The 18239-nt window shown below is 27.7% G+C and carries 10 protein-coding genes; 3 read left to right on the forward strand and 7 right to left on the reverse strand.

All coding sequences use genetic code 4. The features are described from left to right. Nucleotides 1-16: 16 nt before the first annotated feature. The gene (locus KQ876_RS00755) at nucleotides 17-1393 is read right to left on the reverse strand and encodes a hypothetical protein (protein ID WP_205851942.1); all 1377 of its coding nucleotides are present in this window, start codon (nucleotides 1391-1393) and stop codon (nucleotides 17-19) included. Between the two features lie 313 nt (nucleotides 1394-1706). Here KQ876_RS00755 and KQ876_RS00760 point away from each other — a divergent pair, with 313 nt between their 5' ends. Continuing rightward, nucleotides 1707-5357 (forward strand): DNA-directed RNA polymerase subunit beta, encoded by a 3651-nt coding sequence (locus KQ876_RS00760; protein ID WP_205851941.1) that lies wholly within the window; start codon nucleotides 1707-1709, stop codon nucleotides 5355-5357. Continuing rightward, nucleotides 5350-9789, forward strand: coding sequence for a DNA-directed RNA polymerase subunit beta' (locus KQ876_RS00765; protein ID WP_374978432.1), 4440 nt, complete (start codon nucleotides 5350-5352; stop codon nucleotides 9787-9789). The genes KQ876_RS00760 and KQ876_RS00765 overlap by 8 nt, the downstream gene beginning before the upstream one ends. 44 nt (nucleotides 9790-9833) lie before the next feature. On the opposite strand, the gene KQ876_RS00770 is transcribed toward KQ876_RS00765, so the two are convergent. From KQ876_RS00770 to KQ876_RS00790, 5 genes are read right to left on the reverse strand one after another with little or no spacing between them, the layout of a single operon-like run. Continuing rightward, entirely contained in the window at nucleotides 9834-10343 is a 510-nt protein-coding gene (locus tag KQ876_RS00770) for an adenine phosphoribosyltransferase (protein ID WP_216489839.1), read from the reverse strand. A gap of 23 nt (nucleotides 10344-10366) precedes the next feature. Next, entirely contained in the window at nucleotides 10367-12172 is a 1806-nt protein-coding gene (gene infB / locus KQ876_RS00775) for a translation initiation factor IF-2 (protein ID WP_205852498.1), read from the reverse strand. After that, on the reverse strand, nucleotides 12148-12459 hold the full coding sequence (locus KQ876_RS00780) for a YlxR family protein (RefSeq protein ID WP_216489842.1): 312 nt from the start codon (nucleotides 12457-12459) through the stop codon (nucleotides 12148-12150). The genes infB and KQ876_RS00780 overlap by 25 nt, the downstream gene beginning before the upstream one ends. Then, complete coding sequence (locus tag KQ876_RS04260; RefSeq protein WP_205852500.1) at nucleotides 12434-14191, reverse strand: NusA N-terminal domain-containing protein; 1758 nt, start codon at nucleotides 14189-14191, stop codon at nucleotides 12434-12436. Before KQ876_RS04260 ends, KQ876_RS00780 begins: the two co-directional genes overlap by 26 nt. Before the next feature lie 8 nt (nucleotides 14192-14199). Next, on the reverse strand, nucleotides 14200-14631 hold the full coding sequence (locus KQ876_RS00790; RefSeq protein WP_216489843.1) for a ribosome assembly cofactor RimP: 432 nt from the start codon (nucleotides 14629-14631) through the stop codon (nucleotides 14200-14202). Nucleotides 14632-14973: 342 nt separating this feature from the next. Here KQ876_RS00790 and KQ876_RS00795 point away from each other — a divergent pair, with 342 nt between their 5' ends. Next, nucleotides 14974-16065, forward strand: coding sequence for a M42 family metallopeptidase (locus KQ876_RS00795; RefSeq protein WP_205851935.1), 1092 nt, complete (start codon nucleotides 14974-14976; stop codon nucleotides 16063-16065). Between the two features lie 30 nt (nucleotides 16066-16095). Here KQ876_RS00795 and KQ876_RS00800 read toward each other — a convergent pair whose 3' ends face one another. After that, entirely contained in the window at nucleotides 16096-17871 is a 1776-nt protein-coding gene (locus KQ876_RS00800) for a hypothetical protein (RefSeq protein WP_216489846.1), read from the reverse strand. Between the last annotated feature and the right edge of the window lie 368 nt (nucleotides 17872-18239).

Consider the following 18239-nt stretch of genomic DNA (forward strand, 5'->3'; position numbering starts at 1 on the left):
AAAAAAGAATTCTGTATTACATATTATCAATTAATTCTAAAATTGGTTTAGTTGCTTTTTTATAATAATTTGATAAATGAAGACTAAAAACAACTAAATCATCAATAACATTTAATATACTTAAAGATGTATAATCGTTAATTTCGTGATCATTATTAATTATTCGTTCGAGATATTCATTATTTAAAACTAAAACATCATCATCCTTACTATCTTTATATGCTAATAATGCATATAAATTATTGTTTTGAGCATAAATGGAAGAACTTTCTATTGCGTATCCTTGACCAAAAAGTTTATTATTTTTAAAATTTTCCAATGCTCTAATAAGGTTATTTTTTTCGTCATCGTTAATAGAGTTTTCACTTCTTAATTTAAACATTATATTTATATCTAAGCTCTGTGTTTTAGTTGGTACTAGGCTTATTTCGTAGCCTTCATTAATTATGTTAAAGTGATTCAATATTGAAAAGTTAGGTATATTTTTTTCGTTATTGATAACAAATTTATAAAAAACTAATCTTTTAATATCACTATTTATTATAGGTTTAATTGCGTCTCTAGCTGTTTCGTTTTGTATTTTTGTGTAGGAAGTTGAATCATATAAGTTATTATTCTCAATTACATCTAGATTTTGTATTTCGACAAGATGATTATTTATTGTATATATTTCACATAATCCTACATCAACTAACTTATTTTGATGAGAAATATCAGGATAACTGAGTAAATTAAAGTGTTTGATTGCACCTTTACTATCTAAATATTTGACATTATTTTGGTTATTTAATATTATTTTCTTTATTTCTTCAATGTTGTAAGTTTTGTTTTTTATTAATTCAAAAGCATATCTTTCTATATCTTCGTTTGTTTTAAATGCTATTTTAGTATTTCTTCTTTTTAAAATAAAAAATACTATTGTTAATATCATAAATAGGATAGCTAAAACACTTGAAGGAATAACACCATAATAAATAATTAGTATACCTTGCGCAACACTTTGGATAATATTATTCAAATTCGGGATAAAAGCAAATAATATCAACGCAATCGAAGATAACATAAATAATATAAAAAATATTAAAAAAGTTATGCTAAGTTTTTTATGTTTAATAGACTTTTTAATTGATAAATCTATTTTAGTATAATTGTCTCTTACGAATTTTTCATCAATATTATCAAATATATTATCTAAAATATTTTTTTTAGTATTTTCAAATTCTTCTATTGAATTTTGTTCTTCTTTTAAAGATTGAATAGTTTCACTTGAAATTGAATAAACTAATTTATTATCTAGGTACCTCAATAAAGGTCTATCCCCTAAGAAAGTAGATAAATTTTGGTTTGTATTTTTTTGTTCCTCTGATTTAAAGTTCAAATTTGAATTGTTCATGTATCTCCTTAATTAAATTATAAAATAATTTAAATTTTTATGTAAATATTATTATTATTTTTTTTGATTTAAAAATAAAAGATTCAAGGTATTAAAAATTACTTTTATAGCTTATTTATAGGTACAAAAGTAATTTTTTTAATATTTTTTATTATCATGATAAGTTTTTTGAAACATAAAAATAAACTCTATATATACACTATTTTTATTAATTACCAAATATTTATTAAAATTTATTTTAAATTGTGCTATAATTTCAATACTTTTAAAATAAGTAATAAAAGTTATTTTGCAATTAATTTGGAGGAAATAAATGGTTGTCGAAAACGATAAAAATAAAAAATATACAATTCGTAAATTTGGTCCCAAAACTTTAAGAAGAGATTATTCTATTACAAAAAAGTCTCTTCCATTGTTTGATATTTTAAAAATAAGTAAGGAAAGTTTTGCGCAATTTATTAAAAACGGTATTCAAGATTCTCTTTTAGAAATTTACCCTATTACAGCCGGTAAAATGAAATTAGAATACGTTAAAGGTTCACTTGAAATTGAATACCCGTATAAAAAAATTACAAGTGAATGAGATGAAATAAATAAATGTAAAACTAAAGGAATTAACTATAGTTTTAAAATTTATGCAACACTAAAAGTTGAAAACATTGAAACTGGTCAACTAAAAAGTGAAAAAGTTCTTTTAGGAGAAGTTCCACATATGACTTCAGGTGGAAGTTTTATCATTAATGGTTCTGAAAAAGTTATAGTTAGTCAGTTGATTCGTTCGCCGGGTGCATATTTTGGTCTTGGTGTTCGTAACAAACAATCTGATGATTTGTTCAATAAATTAGAAATATTACCAAGAATAGGTTCATGATTTGAAGTATCACATAAAATTACTTCTAACTCAATTGATTCAGTTAAGGTAAAAGTAGATAAAAGTAAAAATATTTCACTACCAACATTTTTAGGTTCATTTGGTTTTACACCATCAATGATGTTTAAACTTTTTGGTGAAACAGAATTATTAAAAGAAACATTAAAGAAAGATAAGATTTTAAGTAACAGCGAATTAACTCAAGAACAAATTATTGAATTAACTCAAGAAGAAATATTTAAAACAATCAGAAAAGGTGATAGAGATACATTAGAAGCCAAAAAATCTCTTTTACCTTCTATGCTTTTTGATAAGAGAAGATATAACTTATCAAAAACCGGCCGTCATATGTTAAATAAAAAACTTTCACTAGTTGATCGTATAACAAATACATATTTAGCCGAGGACATTGTAAACAAAGACGGAGAAGTTCTTTATCAAAAAGGAATTTTAATAACTTTAAAAATTGCTAAAGATATTCAATCGTTATTTGACACAAAAATTTTAAGTAGCAAAAAAATTGAAAACATAGACCCGGAACATGTTTATCATAAAATTTATAGACCTGAAGGTTTAAATCTTTATGGTCAACAAGTGGGTAATCCAGAACTTAGAAAACGTATTAAAATAATAAGAGTTAAGGTTTACCCAAGTAAAAAATGAATGAATTTAAAACCTGAAGAACCGGTTTTAGTTATTGGTAATGATCCTCAATCAACAGAAACACATTTATTAATCTCTGATATTGTAGCAGCAATTAATTACTACTTTAACTTAACATGTGGTGTAGGTTCTGATGATGATCCTGATTCATTGATTAACAAACGTATTGTTTCTGTTGGTGAATTATTAGAAGGTCAAATCATGATCGCGCTTTCTAAATTAGAAAAAACAACCCGTGAACGTATGGGTGCTAAAGAAACAGAAAAAATAACAGCTAAAAATGTTACAAACAATAAGTTGATAACAAATCAAATGAAAACGTTTTTCAACTCATCAAAACTTTCTCAATTTATGGATCAAATAAATCCGCTTGCCGAAGTTTCAAATAAACGTCGTGTAACTTCTTTAGGTCCCGGAGGACTTAGTCGTGATACTGCACAATTTGAAGTTCGTGACGTTCACGCAACACATTATGGAAGAATTTGTCCTATCGAGACACCAGAAGGTCTTAATATTGGTCTTATTCTTAACTATGCAACATTTGCGCAAGTAGATGATTTAGGTTTTTTAAAAACTCCATATTTTAAAGTTAATGATGGTGTTGTAGATTATGAAGACGTTCGTTATTTAACAGCAGCTGAGGAAATCGGTTACTCATTTGCTCAATCATTAGTTAAAATTGATGATAACAATAGAATTGTAAGTGAATCACTAACAATTAGACGTGATTATAACTATTTAATTGGAACACCAAAAGACGTTGATTTTATTGAGGTTTCTTCAAAACAGATGGTTTCAGTTGCTGCAGCAGGAATTCCTTTCTTAGAAAACGATGATGCTAACCGTGCGCTTATGGGTTCAAACATGCAACGTCAAGCCGTTCCATTATTACAAACTGAAGCTCCACTTATTGCAACTGGTATCGAATCTGATATCGCTAAATATTCATCATATAATTTAACAGCTAAGAATGCTGGTGTTGTAACTTTTGTAGATAGCTCAAAAATTCATATTAAGAGAGATGAAACTGGAGTTACTGATAAATACATGTTAAGAACTTTTGAGAGAAGTAACCAAGGTACAATCATACATCAAAAACCGATTGTTAAATTAAATGATAGAGTAGAAGTGGGTGATTTACTTACAGATGGTTCATCATTTAAAGATGGAGAATTATCATTAGGTAAAAACGTTTTAGTTGGATTTACAACATGAAATGGTTATAACTTTGAGGATGCTATTATTATTAATGAACGTCTTGTTAAAGAAGATGTCTACACATCTATACATATTGAAGAGCATATAATTCAATTTAGAAATTCAAGAGCAGGAAAAGACGAATTAACTTCAAATATCCCTAATGTTTCTAAATACGCAATTAGAAATTTAGATGAATACGGAATTGTTAAATTAGGTTCTGACGTTAATCCTGGTGATGTTTTGGTAGGTAGAACATCTCCGAAAGGAGAAGAAAATCCTTCTCAAGAGGAAAAACTTTTAAATGCTATTTTAGGTACAAAATCATTAGCTTACAAAGACACATCATTAAAAGTTAAAAATGGACACGGCGGAACTGTTATTGACATTCAAGTTCTTTCAAAGGAAAATAATGATGTTTTAGAAGAAGGTGTAGAAAAAATAGTTAAAGTTTCAATTGCACAAAAACGTAAATTAAAACCAGGTGATAAAATGGCTGGACGTCATGGTAATAAAGGGGTTGTTTCTATTATCTTACCAGTTGAAGACATGCCATACTTAGAAGATGGTACTCCGCTTGATATTATGTTAAATCCACAAGGGGTTCCTTCACGTATGAACATTGGTCAAATTTTAGAGTTGCACTTAGGTATGGCGGCTAGAAAATTAAATGTTAAATTTGTTACTCCATCATTTGATGGTGTTAAAAAACCTGACATTGAAGCAGCTTTAGAAGAAGCTGGTCTAGATAAATCAGGAAAACAAACATTAATAGATCCGATTACAGGTAGAAAATTTGATAAACCAGTTTCTGTTGGTGTTATGTATATGCTTAAACTTAACCATATGGTTGACGATAAGATGCATGGTCGTTCAGTGGGTCCATATTCATTAATTACACAACAACCATTAGGGGGTAAATCTCAAAATGGTGGTCAAAGATTTGGAGAAATGGAAACATGAGCTTTAGAATCATATGGTGCGACAAACGTTTTACAAGAAATATTAACTTACAAATCAGATGATATTCAAGGTAGAAACGCGTTATATAGCGCTTTAGTTTCAGGTAAAGAATTACCTAAGCCTGGTACACCAGAATCCTTTAATGTTTTAAGCTATGAGCTTAAAGGTTTAGGAATGAAATTAGAAGTTTCAGAACAATCATTAGATGAGTACGAAAATGAAAATGAGTACGATATGTTACAATTTGAATCCGGAGGAGACAGTGAATAAAAATTCTAAAAATTATATTAATAAAATAACACTTTCGTTAGCAACAAAAGAAGATGTTGCACAATGATCGAATGGTGAAGTAAAAAAACCTGAAACAATTAATTATAAAACATATAAACCAGAAAAAGATGGTTTGTTTGACGAGTTAATTTTCGGACCTGTTACTGATTATAAATGTGCCATTTGTGGTACAAAATATAAAAAGACTGACGAAAATGATATATGTACTAAAACTCCTCAATGTGAAAAATATAAACCTGTTATACTACCTAAAATTTCAAGAAGAAGTAGAATGGGTCATATTAAACTTCATAATCCGGTTGTTCACTTTTGATTCTTTAAAATAGATCATTCAATAATTTCTAAATTATTAGGATTGAGAGTTAATGATTCAAATAAACCAGTTACAAAAGCCGATTTAGAAAAATTAATTTACTATAAATCACATATAGTTTTAGATAATGGTAATTTAAAGTCTCTTAAAAAGAATACAATTATCGATATTAACGAGGCACCAAACATTTATCGTGCCGCACTTGAAGAAATGCTAACATTACAATATGACGATGAAGAAATTCTCCAAGATATTAAAGATACTTTAGATGAATTAATCGAAGTTGCTCAATCGGAAGATGGAAAATCATTTGGTGTTGATTTTTATCATTATAATGATTTAATCGAAGAATATACAACAGCAAAAATAGGAACAGGTTCAAAAGCAATTGAATATTTATTAGAAAATATTGATCTTGAAGAAGAACGTAAACTTGTTCAATCTGAAATTGATAAAATTAACTTAGAAATAGGAAATAATTACGCCTCAAGTTCTAAGTTACAAGAAAGGTCTAAATTATATAAAAGGCTTACAATTATTAGTTCATTTATTAAGTCAGGTCAAAAGCCTACAGATATGTTAATTTATAATTTGCCTGTTATTCCTGCAGATTTAAGACCTTTAGTTCAACTTGATGGTGGTAGACATTCTACAAGTGATGTTAACGAACTTTACCGTCGTATAATAATAAGAAATAGTCGTTTAGAAAAATGAAATAATGCTGACGCACCTATGTTGATTAAACAAAATGAATATCGTATGATTCAAGAAGCGGTTGACGCTTTAATTGACAACGGTAGAAAAAAACCAAATCCAGTTACTGCGAAAGATAATCAACCACTTAAATCTATTTCTGACGCACTTACTGGTAAAAAAGGACGTTTCCGTCAAAACCTTTTAGGAAAACGTGTTGATTATTCTGGTCGTAGTGTTATCGTTGGTGGTCCAGAATTAAGAATGCACGAAGTTGGTATTCCTCGTGATATGGCAGCAAAATTATTTGAACCTTGAATTATTAAAGAATTAATTAACAACGAAGATAATATCACAAGCATTAAAACAGCAAAAAAATTAATTGAAAACTTAAATCCAATTATTTGAAAATATGTTGAAAAAGCAATTGAAGGTAGACCGGTTCTTTTAAACCGTGCTCCTACACTTCACCGTTTATCTATCCAAGCGTTCCAACCTGTTTTAATTCGTGGTAAGGCAATAAAACTTCATCCACTTGTAACAACTGCATTTAACGCCGATTTCGATGGGGACCAAATGGCTGTTCACGTACCTATTTCAGACCAAGCCGTTAGAGAAGCAAAAGAATTAATGTTAGCTTCTAAAAATATTCTTGGACCAAAAGATGGTGAACCAATCATTAACCCTTCTCAAGATATAATTTTAGGTTTATACTATTTAACAATTGAAAAGCCAGGCGCAAAAGGAGAAGGTAAATTCTTCCCAACAATGGATGAGATGTTATTAGCTTACGAAAGAGAAAATATTACTCTTCATACAAGAGTTGTATTACCTATTAAAGCTTTAAATAAATCAAAAATGTTAGAAAAATTAACTGATAGACCATATATTTATTCAACAGTAGGAAAATTTATATTGAATAATGTATTTCCTATTGATTTTGAATTTATTTTTGGTAAAAACGTTGAACGTAAATATAAAGAAGAAAATGGTGAATTAAAAGTAGTTAGTGAAAAAGAAAAAATTCACACTTCAAGTGTTAAAGAACAACTTGAAAGATATACTTTTGATTACGGAACAAACTTTGTTGAAGAATTAAAAAACAAAGAAGCGAATTTAAGTTTAACCAAAAAAGATATTGCTAAAATTATTAGAAAAGTTTATGAAAACTATGTTCATGTTGTTTCTATGGAAGATATAGCAAAAGTTATTGATAAAGTTAATAGCATTAATTATGAAAATATGTTAGAAGAATGTTTAGCTTTAAAAGACTATAAGAATGATAGTATTCCGGAATCACATGCGAATTTAATTAATAATTTTATAAAAGAAGAATTTGAGAAAATTTGATTTAAAACTAAGAAGACATTAACAAATGAAAATGTTACTTCGGGTATGCAAGAATATCAATGAGATATTACAAAGTATACATCTGTGCTTGAAAAAGTTTGATTTAAATATACAAATATTGTAGCGTTTGTTCTTGACGCTATTAAAGATTTAGGATTTAAATATTCAACACTTTCTGGAATTACAATTTCAATGAATGATGTTAAAACACTTGAATCTACAAAAGAAAAAATTGCAAAAGGTGATAAACATACACAAGAACTTAAAGAGTATTTTGAAAATGGATATTTAACCGATGATGAAAGATATAAATTAACAATTCAAAATTGATCAAAAGTTAAAGATGAAATTGAAAAAGAACTTAAAGAAGTTACAAAATCAGATTTAGACAACCCATTATTTATGATGATGAGTTCTGGTGCTCGTGGTAATGCTTCTAACTTTACACAGTTAGCTGGTATGCGTGGACTTATGAATAACAACACAAAAATACTTAAAGCCGATGCCGAAAATGACCGTGTTGTTCGTTCAACAATTGAAATTCCAGTTAAATCATCATTCCTTGATGGTCTTAGTGCTTATGAATTTTATTCATCAACACACGGGGCTCGTAAAGGACTTACAGATACCGCTCTTAACACAGCAAAATCAGGATATTTAACACGTAGATTGGTTGATGTTGGTCAAAGTATTGTTGTTCGCGAAAATGATTGTCACTCAGATTACGGTTTCCCAGTTAAAGATATTAAAGATACCAAAACTGATACAGTTATCGAATCATTATACGATAGAATTGAAGGTAGATATACAAATAAAGCGATTTACGATGATCATGGAAATGAAATAATTGGTGCAAATAAACTAATTACACCTGAACTTGCAGATTTAATTGTAAATGTTCACAAAAAAGAAGTTGTTGAGATACGTTCAGTTCTGTCATGTCATACACGTAACGGTGTTTGTCAACATTGTTATGGTAAAGATCTTGCAACAAATAGAGTTGTAAGTATCGGAGAAGCAGTTGGAGTTATAGCTGCTCAATCTATTGGTGAACCTGGGACACAGCTTACAATGCGTACATTCCATACTGGGGGGGTTGCTGGAGTTGAAGATATTACAGGTGGATTCGGTAGATTAATCGAACTTATAGATGCTTATGACTTCCCTTGAGGTAAACCAGCTGTTATTTCTACAGTTTATGGAAAAATTTCAAAAATAGAACAAGCTAAAAATAAAGAAACAGGTAAAGAAACAGATATTACAATAGTAACTGTTTCACAAAAAAATTCAAAAGGTGAAGAAACACACGTGGATTACCATGGAAAAATTTCTCAAAAACTACGTGTTAAAAAAGGAGATTCTGTTGCTCCTGGGCAAAAGATTTTTGAAGGACCAGTAATTTTAAATGAATTATTAAATGCAGCAGGACCAAGAGCGGTTCAAAATTATTTATTAAAAGAAACCCAAAGATTATATCGTTTACAAGGTATTACAATTTCGGATAAATATATTGAAATTATTATAAGACAATTATTATCAAAAATCATGATTATTGATACAGGTGATTCTAAATTCTTTAACGGTGCGTTAGTGGATACATTTATTTATCAAAAGGAAAATGGAAAATTACTTGCACAAGGTAAAAAACCAGCATATGGTGAAGTAAAAATTAAAGGTGCAAAACAAGTTCCACTTCTATCAGATTCATGATTATCAGCCGCTTCTTATCAAGAAACTGCTAAGATATTAGTTAACTCCGCTGTTGGTATGAGGATCGATAAATTAGATGGACTAAAAGAAAATATTATTTTAGGACACAAGATTCCAGCGGGTACAAATAGTAATTATGAATTAAAAGGTAAATATGATATTAGAGATCCTAAATCATACTTTAAAGAAAAATATGATCCTACAATCGCTTTAGGCGAAAATTTAGATGAATCAGATACTATTTATGATTTAAATGATATTGTTAGCTATAACTATGACGATAATCAATTAGAAACAAATCAAATGGGAGATGATTACGAATTTGAATTCGAACAATTCGAATAATAAAAAAGACTCAGGAATCAACTGAGTCTTTTTTAATAAAATTTTTATACTTCAATCAATGAAATAACATCGATATTTTCTCCAATTAATTGTCTACCATTTAATTCTTTTAATTCTAGTAAGACAATAACTTTTGTCACTGTTACACCTTGAGATTCTAAAAGTTTAATAATAGCTTTTGTTGTTCCTCCGGTAGCAAGAACATCATCAATAATCACCGCTTTTTGACCACTTCTTACGAAACCTTTTTGTAATTCTAATTTATTACTTCCATATTCTAATTCGTATTCCATCGAAATAACTTCACCTGGTAATTTGTTTGGTTTTCTAACCATTATAAATGGTTTTTTTAGTATAGTGGCAGCTGGTGTTCCAAAAAGAAAACCTCTTGCGTCAGGACCGACAATAATATCTGCTTCTTTAGCGTGTTCTGCTATTTTAGTGATTGTGTAGTTTAGTGCTTCTCCGTCAGCTAACAAAGGAGAAATATCTTTAAAAATAATTCCTTCTTTTGGGAAGTTAGGGACGTCTCTAATTAATTTTTTAATTTCCATACTAATTAATTTTACCTTAATTTTTAATTTATTCTTACGTCTTCGTAAAATTCTAATACATCATCTTCTTCGATGTCGTTGTAGTTTTTGATATGAGTACCAAAATCTTTTCCTTTTACAACTTCTTTGGTGTCATTTAATTCTCTTCTTAAACTATCTATAACACCTTCGTGAATTAATTTACCTTTACGATAAACCTTAACTTTAGATTTTTCTTTTACTAAACCAGTATCCATCATTGCTCCTGCAATTTTACCAACTTTTGAGTAAAAGAACACTTTTATAATGTGAGCCTCACCTGTTTTACGTTCTTCATAGATAGGGGCTTTTTCTCCATCGAGCATTGCTTGGCAATCTTCTAAAATTTTATAAATAACGCTGTGTTCGATGATTGTAATATTTTGAGCAGCGGCATTTTGTTTGATTGTAGAAGGAGTCTTTAAATTAAAAACAAATATTATCGCATTTGATGCTTGTGCTAAAAGTAAATCACTACCACTAACATGACCTGCACTAGCTGCAATAACTTTTATAGTAGCTTCCTCGTTTTCCATGTTAGATAATTGTCCTTTTATAGCTTCACTTGTACCATGAACATCACTTTTAATAATTACATTTATAACTTTTTTACCTTCTGCATTTATTGCCTCTACATTTTTGTGATGCAATAAATCCATTTTATCGGCAAAAGCCTTTTCGTTAGCAAGTTTTTTAGCGAATTTTTCATCATTAAACCCGATAAATTTGTCTCCTGCGTCAGGAGCATAATTTAACCCTGTAATAACCCCGGGTTGTCCTGGTTCAATTCTTTCGATTTCCAAACCATTTGCATTGGTTATTTTTCTGATTCTACCATATTTTGAACCCGCAACAATAAAATCACCTTTATATAAAGTACCATTTTCAACTATAACTGTTGATACGGCACCAGCACCTTTATCTATTTTAGATTCAATAACAGTACCTATTGGATATCTCTTAGGGTTTGCTTTAAGATCCAATAATTCTGTAAGTAATGTAATTTCATCAAATAAGTCTATCAAACCTTCTCCCTTAAGAGCTGAACCATATACTATTTGTACATCACCACCATATTCTGGTACTATAACTTCATGTTCCGCTAACTCACCTTTAAGTCTATCTAAATCTTTATTTGGTTTATCCATTTTGTTAACAAAAACTATCAAAGGAACGTTAGCAGCTTTAGCGTGTGTTATCGCTTCAACTGTTTGAGGCATAACTCCATCATCTGCTGCAACAACTAATATAATAATATCTGTGACTTTCGCACCACGGGCACGCATTTTTGTAAATGCTTCATGACCTGGTGTGTCCAAGAATGTTATTTTTTTATCTTTGTGTTTGATTTGATATGCACCAGTATGTTGTGTTATACCACTTGATTCAGTTTCAACAACATTTGTGTTTCTAATTTTGTCGATTAATGTTGTTTTACCATGGTCAACGTGCCCCATTACCGCTATTATAGGACTACGATTTATTAAATCTTCTTCTTTATCTTCGAAATTAACTTCATCTAAAAAGTTAGACCCGTCAATGTTAGTTTCTTTTTGAAAATCTAAATTATTTTCAAGACATAATTCAGCGATTTCTTCTTCATCTAAAATGTGATTTAAATTATACATTTTACCCGCCATGAAAAATTTCTTAATAATTTCGTTTGAATTGATTTTTGTCACTTCTGAAAAATCACTTATAGACATTTTACCTGTAAAAATAAATTTTCCATCTTTGATTTCGGTTTTTGTAGTTTGTAATTGTTGTTTAATGTCGTTAACATTACTTATTCTTTGTGTTTTTTTAGCCATAAAAAGACCTCCTTTAATTCTTGCTCTATTTCGAAGTAATTTTCTTTTGAAATATTGCTTTTAAAAACTCTATTTAAAGCTTTTGTTTTTTTGATTTTATTTCAGTTTTCCTCTGATGGTATAAAATATGCCCCACGCCCATTTAATTCTCTTTTTAAATCTAAAGTTGCATGATTCTTATTTTTTAAATAATTAAATCTAATTAAATTTTTGATATCAACTATTTGATTTGTTATAATGCACTTTCTTGTAAAGTTATGATTAATTTTCTTCTTTTTCTCAATCATCGTTAAATTCACTTAAATCAAGATCTAAGCTTAAACCGCCATAACTCACTAAATCATTGTCAACGGTAAAATCTTTTATTTTTTTGTATTCTTCAATAACTTTTTTCTTATTTTTATTAGTGGTATCGTTTGTAGGTTTTCTTAAATTATCATCAATAAATTGAGTTTCTTCTTCGTTTGAATCAGAATCGGACATGTCTTGATCATAATATTTACCTAATTCGTTAACAAAATCATAAGAATCATTATTTTCTTCTTGAAATTCAGAAGTGTCTTCTAATTTTGACTCTAATTCAGAAAATACATCATCAAAATTAAATTGTTTATTTGATTTATCCGTTCTTTTTGTCTTTTTATTAGTTTCTTTTTCGTTAGTTGTTTCTTTGTCTTCCATAGATCTTGTAGATCTTAAAAATTCACTAACATCTTTATCAAACTCTTCAAATTTTAAATCTATATCTTTAAAATAGTTATTTGATCTAGATTTTTTATTTATATTCTTACTATCACCATGTGCAAATAATGGTTTATCATACTCCCTTGTTGGTTTATAACCTGATTGGTTAAATGGAATTTTTCTTTTTATAGCTTCATCAACAGGAATAATATTAATTATATTTTCAGTCAATTTTGAGGCTAAATCATTATTAATACCACGCTTACCTATTGCGATTGTTATATTATCAGCATCGACGATGGCAAAACATTTACCAGTTTTTTTATGAATTGCAACATCTATAATTTTTGCAGGAGATAATGCGTTTATGATATAATCTTTTCTATTTTCTGAATATCTAATGATATCTATTTTTTCTCCTAAAATGTTAGAAGCTGCAATAATTCTTTTTGCCCCTTCACCAAAAATAGAACCTATTATGTCAAAATCAAAAATTTTATCCGGATTTGGCATAACCGCAACTTTAGTTCTTAGACCTGGAGCTCTTTGAACTTTTTTGATTATAATATCGCCGTTAGCAATTTCAACAATGGTTTCTTTTAAAATATTTTCTACTTGTTGTGGTTTAATCATAGATACTTCTAAAACATTTAAAGTACTATCATAATTTACTTTTTCCAGAATAACCTTAACCGAAGAACCAGGGTGTAATTCTCTAATTCTTGTAGCCTTATTTCTATTTAAATGTGATGTATATACATTATTTTCATCATCTAATATTTCTACTAAAAAACCACCTTTTGGTAAAGCGTGTTTAATTTTACCATCAAACTCTTTTCCTATTTTATCACCAAACACTTCTCTAATTCTTTCTTTTTCCTTTGATTTTAATTCAGATTTAAAACCATTATTGATTGCTGTCTTTTGTCTTTGTGTTAGAGAATTAAAGCTAAATTCAATGCTTATGTTATCACCATATTTAACGTTAGGGTTTAATTTAATAGCATCTTGGTAATTCATGCTAATTAATCTTTGTTGGTCAAAATTTAAATCATTATTATCATCAAAATCAATTTCAAAATTTTCTTCTTCAACACTACCAGCGATGTTGTAAATAGTGATAGTTTTTTCTTCATGATTTGGTTCTCAAACTATTTGTGCATCTGGGTCGATGTCTCTTTCAAAAACTTTTTGAGTTTCGTTTCTAAAAAGTTCTAGAACTAAATCAAAATTAAAATGATGTTTATTTGCATAATTTTCTACTATTTCATATCAAATCTTTTTTTCTGAAATTAATTTAAGATCTTCTTTATTTTTTGTATCTTTTCTTGCCATATTTTCCTTTAATATTTAATATATAATTCAGCGTTTAAAATATCTTTTTTTTCAAATTCAATTTTTTTCAATTGTCCCTTTTTGTTTCAAGATGCTATAAAACTATCTAATCTATCTTCAAGTATTTTTACTACAAAAATATCTTGACCTAAATATGATTTTTTAAGTTTTAAAGTTACATCTTTATTAATGAATTTATCTAATTGATTAATGTCAACATTAGTATCAAAACCTTTAGATAAAACCTCTAAGTAGTGGTTATCGGTAAATCATTTTTGGTTTTCTAAAAATAATGATATTTTTTTAGAAAGCATTTCTACATCCTTGAGATTTGTGTGATTTACTGTAACTTCTAAAGTTGGCCCAAAATCATTTTGAATCATTTTAGCTTCTAAAATAATATCGCCAAATGCGTTTGTTAATATTTGTTTATAATCCATAAAACTCCTTTAAAATAACAAAGAGCTGTGCAATGCACAACTCCTTTTTTTATTACATAACTAACTAGAAGTAATATTATTATATCATAAATAGAATATTTTGAAAAGTAAATGAAGCTTAATTAATTATGCAATATAGAGACTTTGAAATCAAAGTAGGTTGATCTTATTAAAATAAATGTGTAATTGTGAAAAAATACGCTTAAACCTATTTTGTTTTCAATCTCTCGTAATCTATTTTAATCTTTCTAGCAATTGCAAATTTTACTTATAAAGCTTAAATAAAGCTTAAAATTATTTAGCATATAAAAATAAAGTGTAAAATATATTAAAAGGAGAAAAATGGATAAAAAATACGAAAAATTAGCTCAAAGACTTAAAAAATATATGTCAATTGAAGCGATATCAAGATTTGAAGAACCAGTTGTTGATGAATTAAAATCAAACATTAAAAAAGGTGCTTTTAAAATTGAAAGAGACAAGATGGGCTCTGTAATTTTCTTTAAAAAATCTAAAAAAGAAAATGCACCAAAAGTGATGTTAGCTGCTCATATGGATGAAGTTGGTTATATGGTGAGAACAATTAAAGATAATGGTAATCTAATGGTTACACCAATTGGAGGAGTTTGAGCAAATACTGCTATAGGTACAAGAGCAGTTGTTGTTTCTTCTGAAACAAATCAAAGATTTGAAGGGGTTTTTGGACATACAAGCATTCATATTCAGACACCTGAAATGTATAAATCAGCGGTGAAAAATGATGATTTATATGTTGATTTAGGATTTAAATCAAAAGAAGAAGTTGAAAAAGCTAAAATTAATATCGGTGACAAAATTTTTATGACAGGAGAATACATAGAATTAGCAAATAATTTAGTTGGTGGTAAGGCTATGGACAATAGAGCAGGAGTAACTGTTTTAGAATTTGTTGCTAACAACATTGCCGATTTAGATTTAGATGCAGATGTTTATTTAGTTGGTACAGTTCAAGAAGAAGTTGGTACTCGTGGTGCTAAAACTTCAGTTTCAATAATTAATCCAGACGTAGCATTTGCTGTAGATACCGGAGCAGCTCACGATACAACAGGAGCAAAAGAAGGTACACCAGTTTTAGGTAAAGGTGTAAGTATTTTAGTAAAAGATTCTGGAACATTACCTGATCCAAAATTAATTAATTATTTAGACCTAATTTCAAAAGAAAAAGAAATTCCTACTTATAAATATGTAGCAGGAGGCGGTGGTACAGATGCCGCAGAATTGCAATTTGCTCCAGGGGGTGCGGCTGTAATGACTATTTCTATTCCTCAAAGATATCTACATAGTCCTATAGGTGTTGCTTCTTTACTAGATATACAAGCAACAATAGATTTAATGACAGAATTTATTAAGTCGTATTCTAAAGAAACTCACGAAGAAAAATTATCATACAAATAAAAATAAAAAACTCGCAATTTTGTGAGTTTTTTATTGATCTATTTTTATATTTATTTTAATTTTTTTAGTTTGTGTTTTATCAGAAGTTGTTTCATTTTCGGTTTTTATTTCATTCAATTTATTGATTATTGTTCTATTATTTTCTTCGCTTAAAGAAAAGTAAAAGTCATATGTAAATTCACTAAAAAGAGCGTTTGGATCAACTTGTCCGAAAACATATTTTATATTTTTATTAAATAATATTTTTTCGAATGAATTTATGTCTAATGCCTCATTTTTTCTTATTGACGGTGAGAAAAATAAACTTAATTCATTAGTTTCATTATTGAATTCAACTTTTGTTATTTTCGGATTATACATCTCTATAGGTGCATATTTTGTTAATTCTAATACTTTATTTGTTAAATTGGTTTCTACGTTTTGAGGCTCAATTACATCTCTAAAAATTGGCATCAATTGTTCCAAACTCAATGAAATTTTAAAAAATGAATTTATGTTATCTGGTAAATAATCACTTAAATCTTTTTCGTTTTCTTCATTTTGGATTTCTTCAACTTTATCAAATTGATTTTTATTTGTTTTTGAATATCTTGTTATGAAAGTATCATCTATTCTACGTTTTGAAGCATTAATTACGCTGCTTTCATAAAAATCACTAGATACAAAATTGTTTACAATATAGTTTGAATCAATATATCTATTTTTAATTTCTTGAAGATTAATAAAATCATTGATTTCTTTAGAATTATTAGCTTTATTTATTAATTCTTCTTTAGAAATATTTAATGGATATAATTCAAAAGTTTTATTTTTGTTTGCTTCTATCCCTGATTCTATGTTAGATGTAGATGTTTCACTTGAACTTGGTTGATCGTTTGAAGTATCTTTTCCATTTTGATCAGAATTAGTAACAGGTACATTAATTTTTTTAATATTAAATGAGTTAGTCGAAATACTTCATATATTACTATTTTTATTAAATGTGTATTTTTCGCTTAAAGAATATTTAAAAATATCAAGCATTTCTTTACTAATATTTAAAATATTATTTTGAATTTGGTTATTAGTTTCATCGTTTGGTACATATTGTGGGTTTGAAATTTTGTCTATTATATTTTTTAAATTTAATTTATATTCATTAGCTTTAGATGTAAATAAATTGATTTGATTTTGAGTTTGCAAATCTAAATTTGAATATTTTTCCATTTTATCAACATATTTTCTTGCTTGGTTATTAATAGATTCTGTTAAAAATAAATTTAATATATATTTAAAATTTTCTTTTTCTTTATCTAAAATTAATTTTGATTCATTAGTATAAATCTCATCTTTAAGAGCTTGTTCTACAAAATCTGTTAAAAAATGTAAATAAAAATTGATTAAGCTATTCAATTTTTTAAAACCGTTATTTTTGTCATTTTTAATTTCTATAAAAGTTTTGTTAAGATTATCTAGCAGTCCTGTACCTTTTTTTGCGTATTCAACCAAAAAATTATATTTATCTAGGTTTTCTTTCTTTAATTTTTTTGTTTTTTCTTCATTTTCTAAAAATATTTTTACATCTTTTATAAACTTGTCTTCTAAATCTGCTGAGAATTTATTAAAGTATTTTTCAACCGAAATTGATATCGAAGATAATTCAGCCATTAGATTAATATTTTCAACTGACGAATCTTTTAGTTCGTTAGTTGGCTGTTTCTCTTCGTTTGTCTTATTATTAGCAGTCGCACAACTTGTACTTAATGTAATTAAGTTTGATAGCGTGAATGCACTTAATAAAAAATTGATTATTTTTTTCTTTTTCATAGTTTAAATTATATATTAATATGATTTATTTGTTTCTTTCATATTAAATATTTAAATTTATCAAAAAGAGTTATATTGTCAGTGTAAAAAAAGAGTGAGTGAAAACAAAATAGGTTTAAACGTATTTTTTTACAATTACACATTTATTTTAACGAGATCAACCTATACTTTGACTTCAGGACCTCATTTATTTTTTAAACTAACTTAATTGATGTGATATAATAATTTAATCAACCTACTTTTTTATAGCACCTTGAATTTTTAGTTTGGATTCAAATATAGTAAATAATATGAAAACTTTGACCAAGATTAAACTAGTAATATATTAAGTCACTTTCTTATATAAAATTTTTTAAAGAAAATTTTAT

Source organism: Mycoplasma sp. CSL7491-lung (assembly GCF_018913965.1).
GTDB lineage: Bacteria > Bacillota_I > Bacilli_A > Mycoplasmatales > Metamycoplasmataceae > Mycoplasmopsis.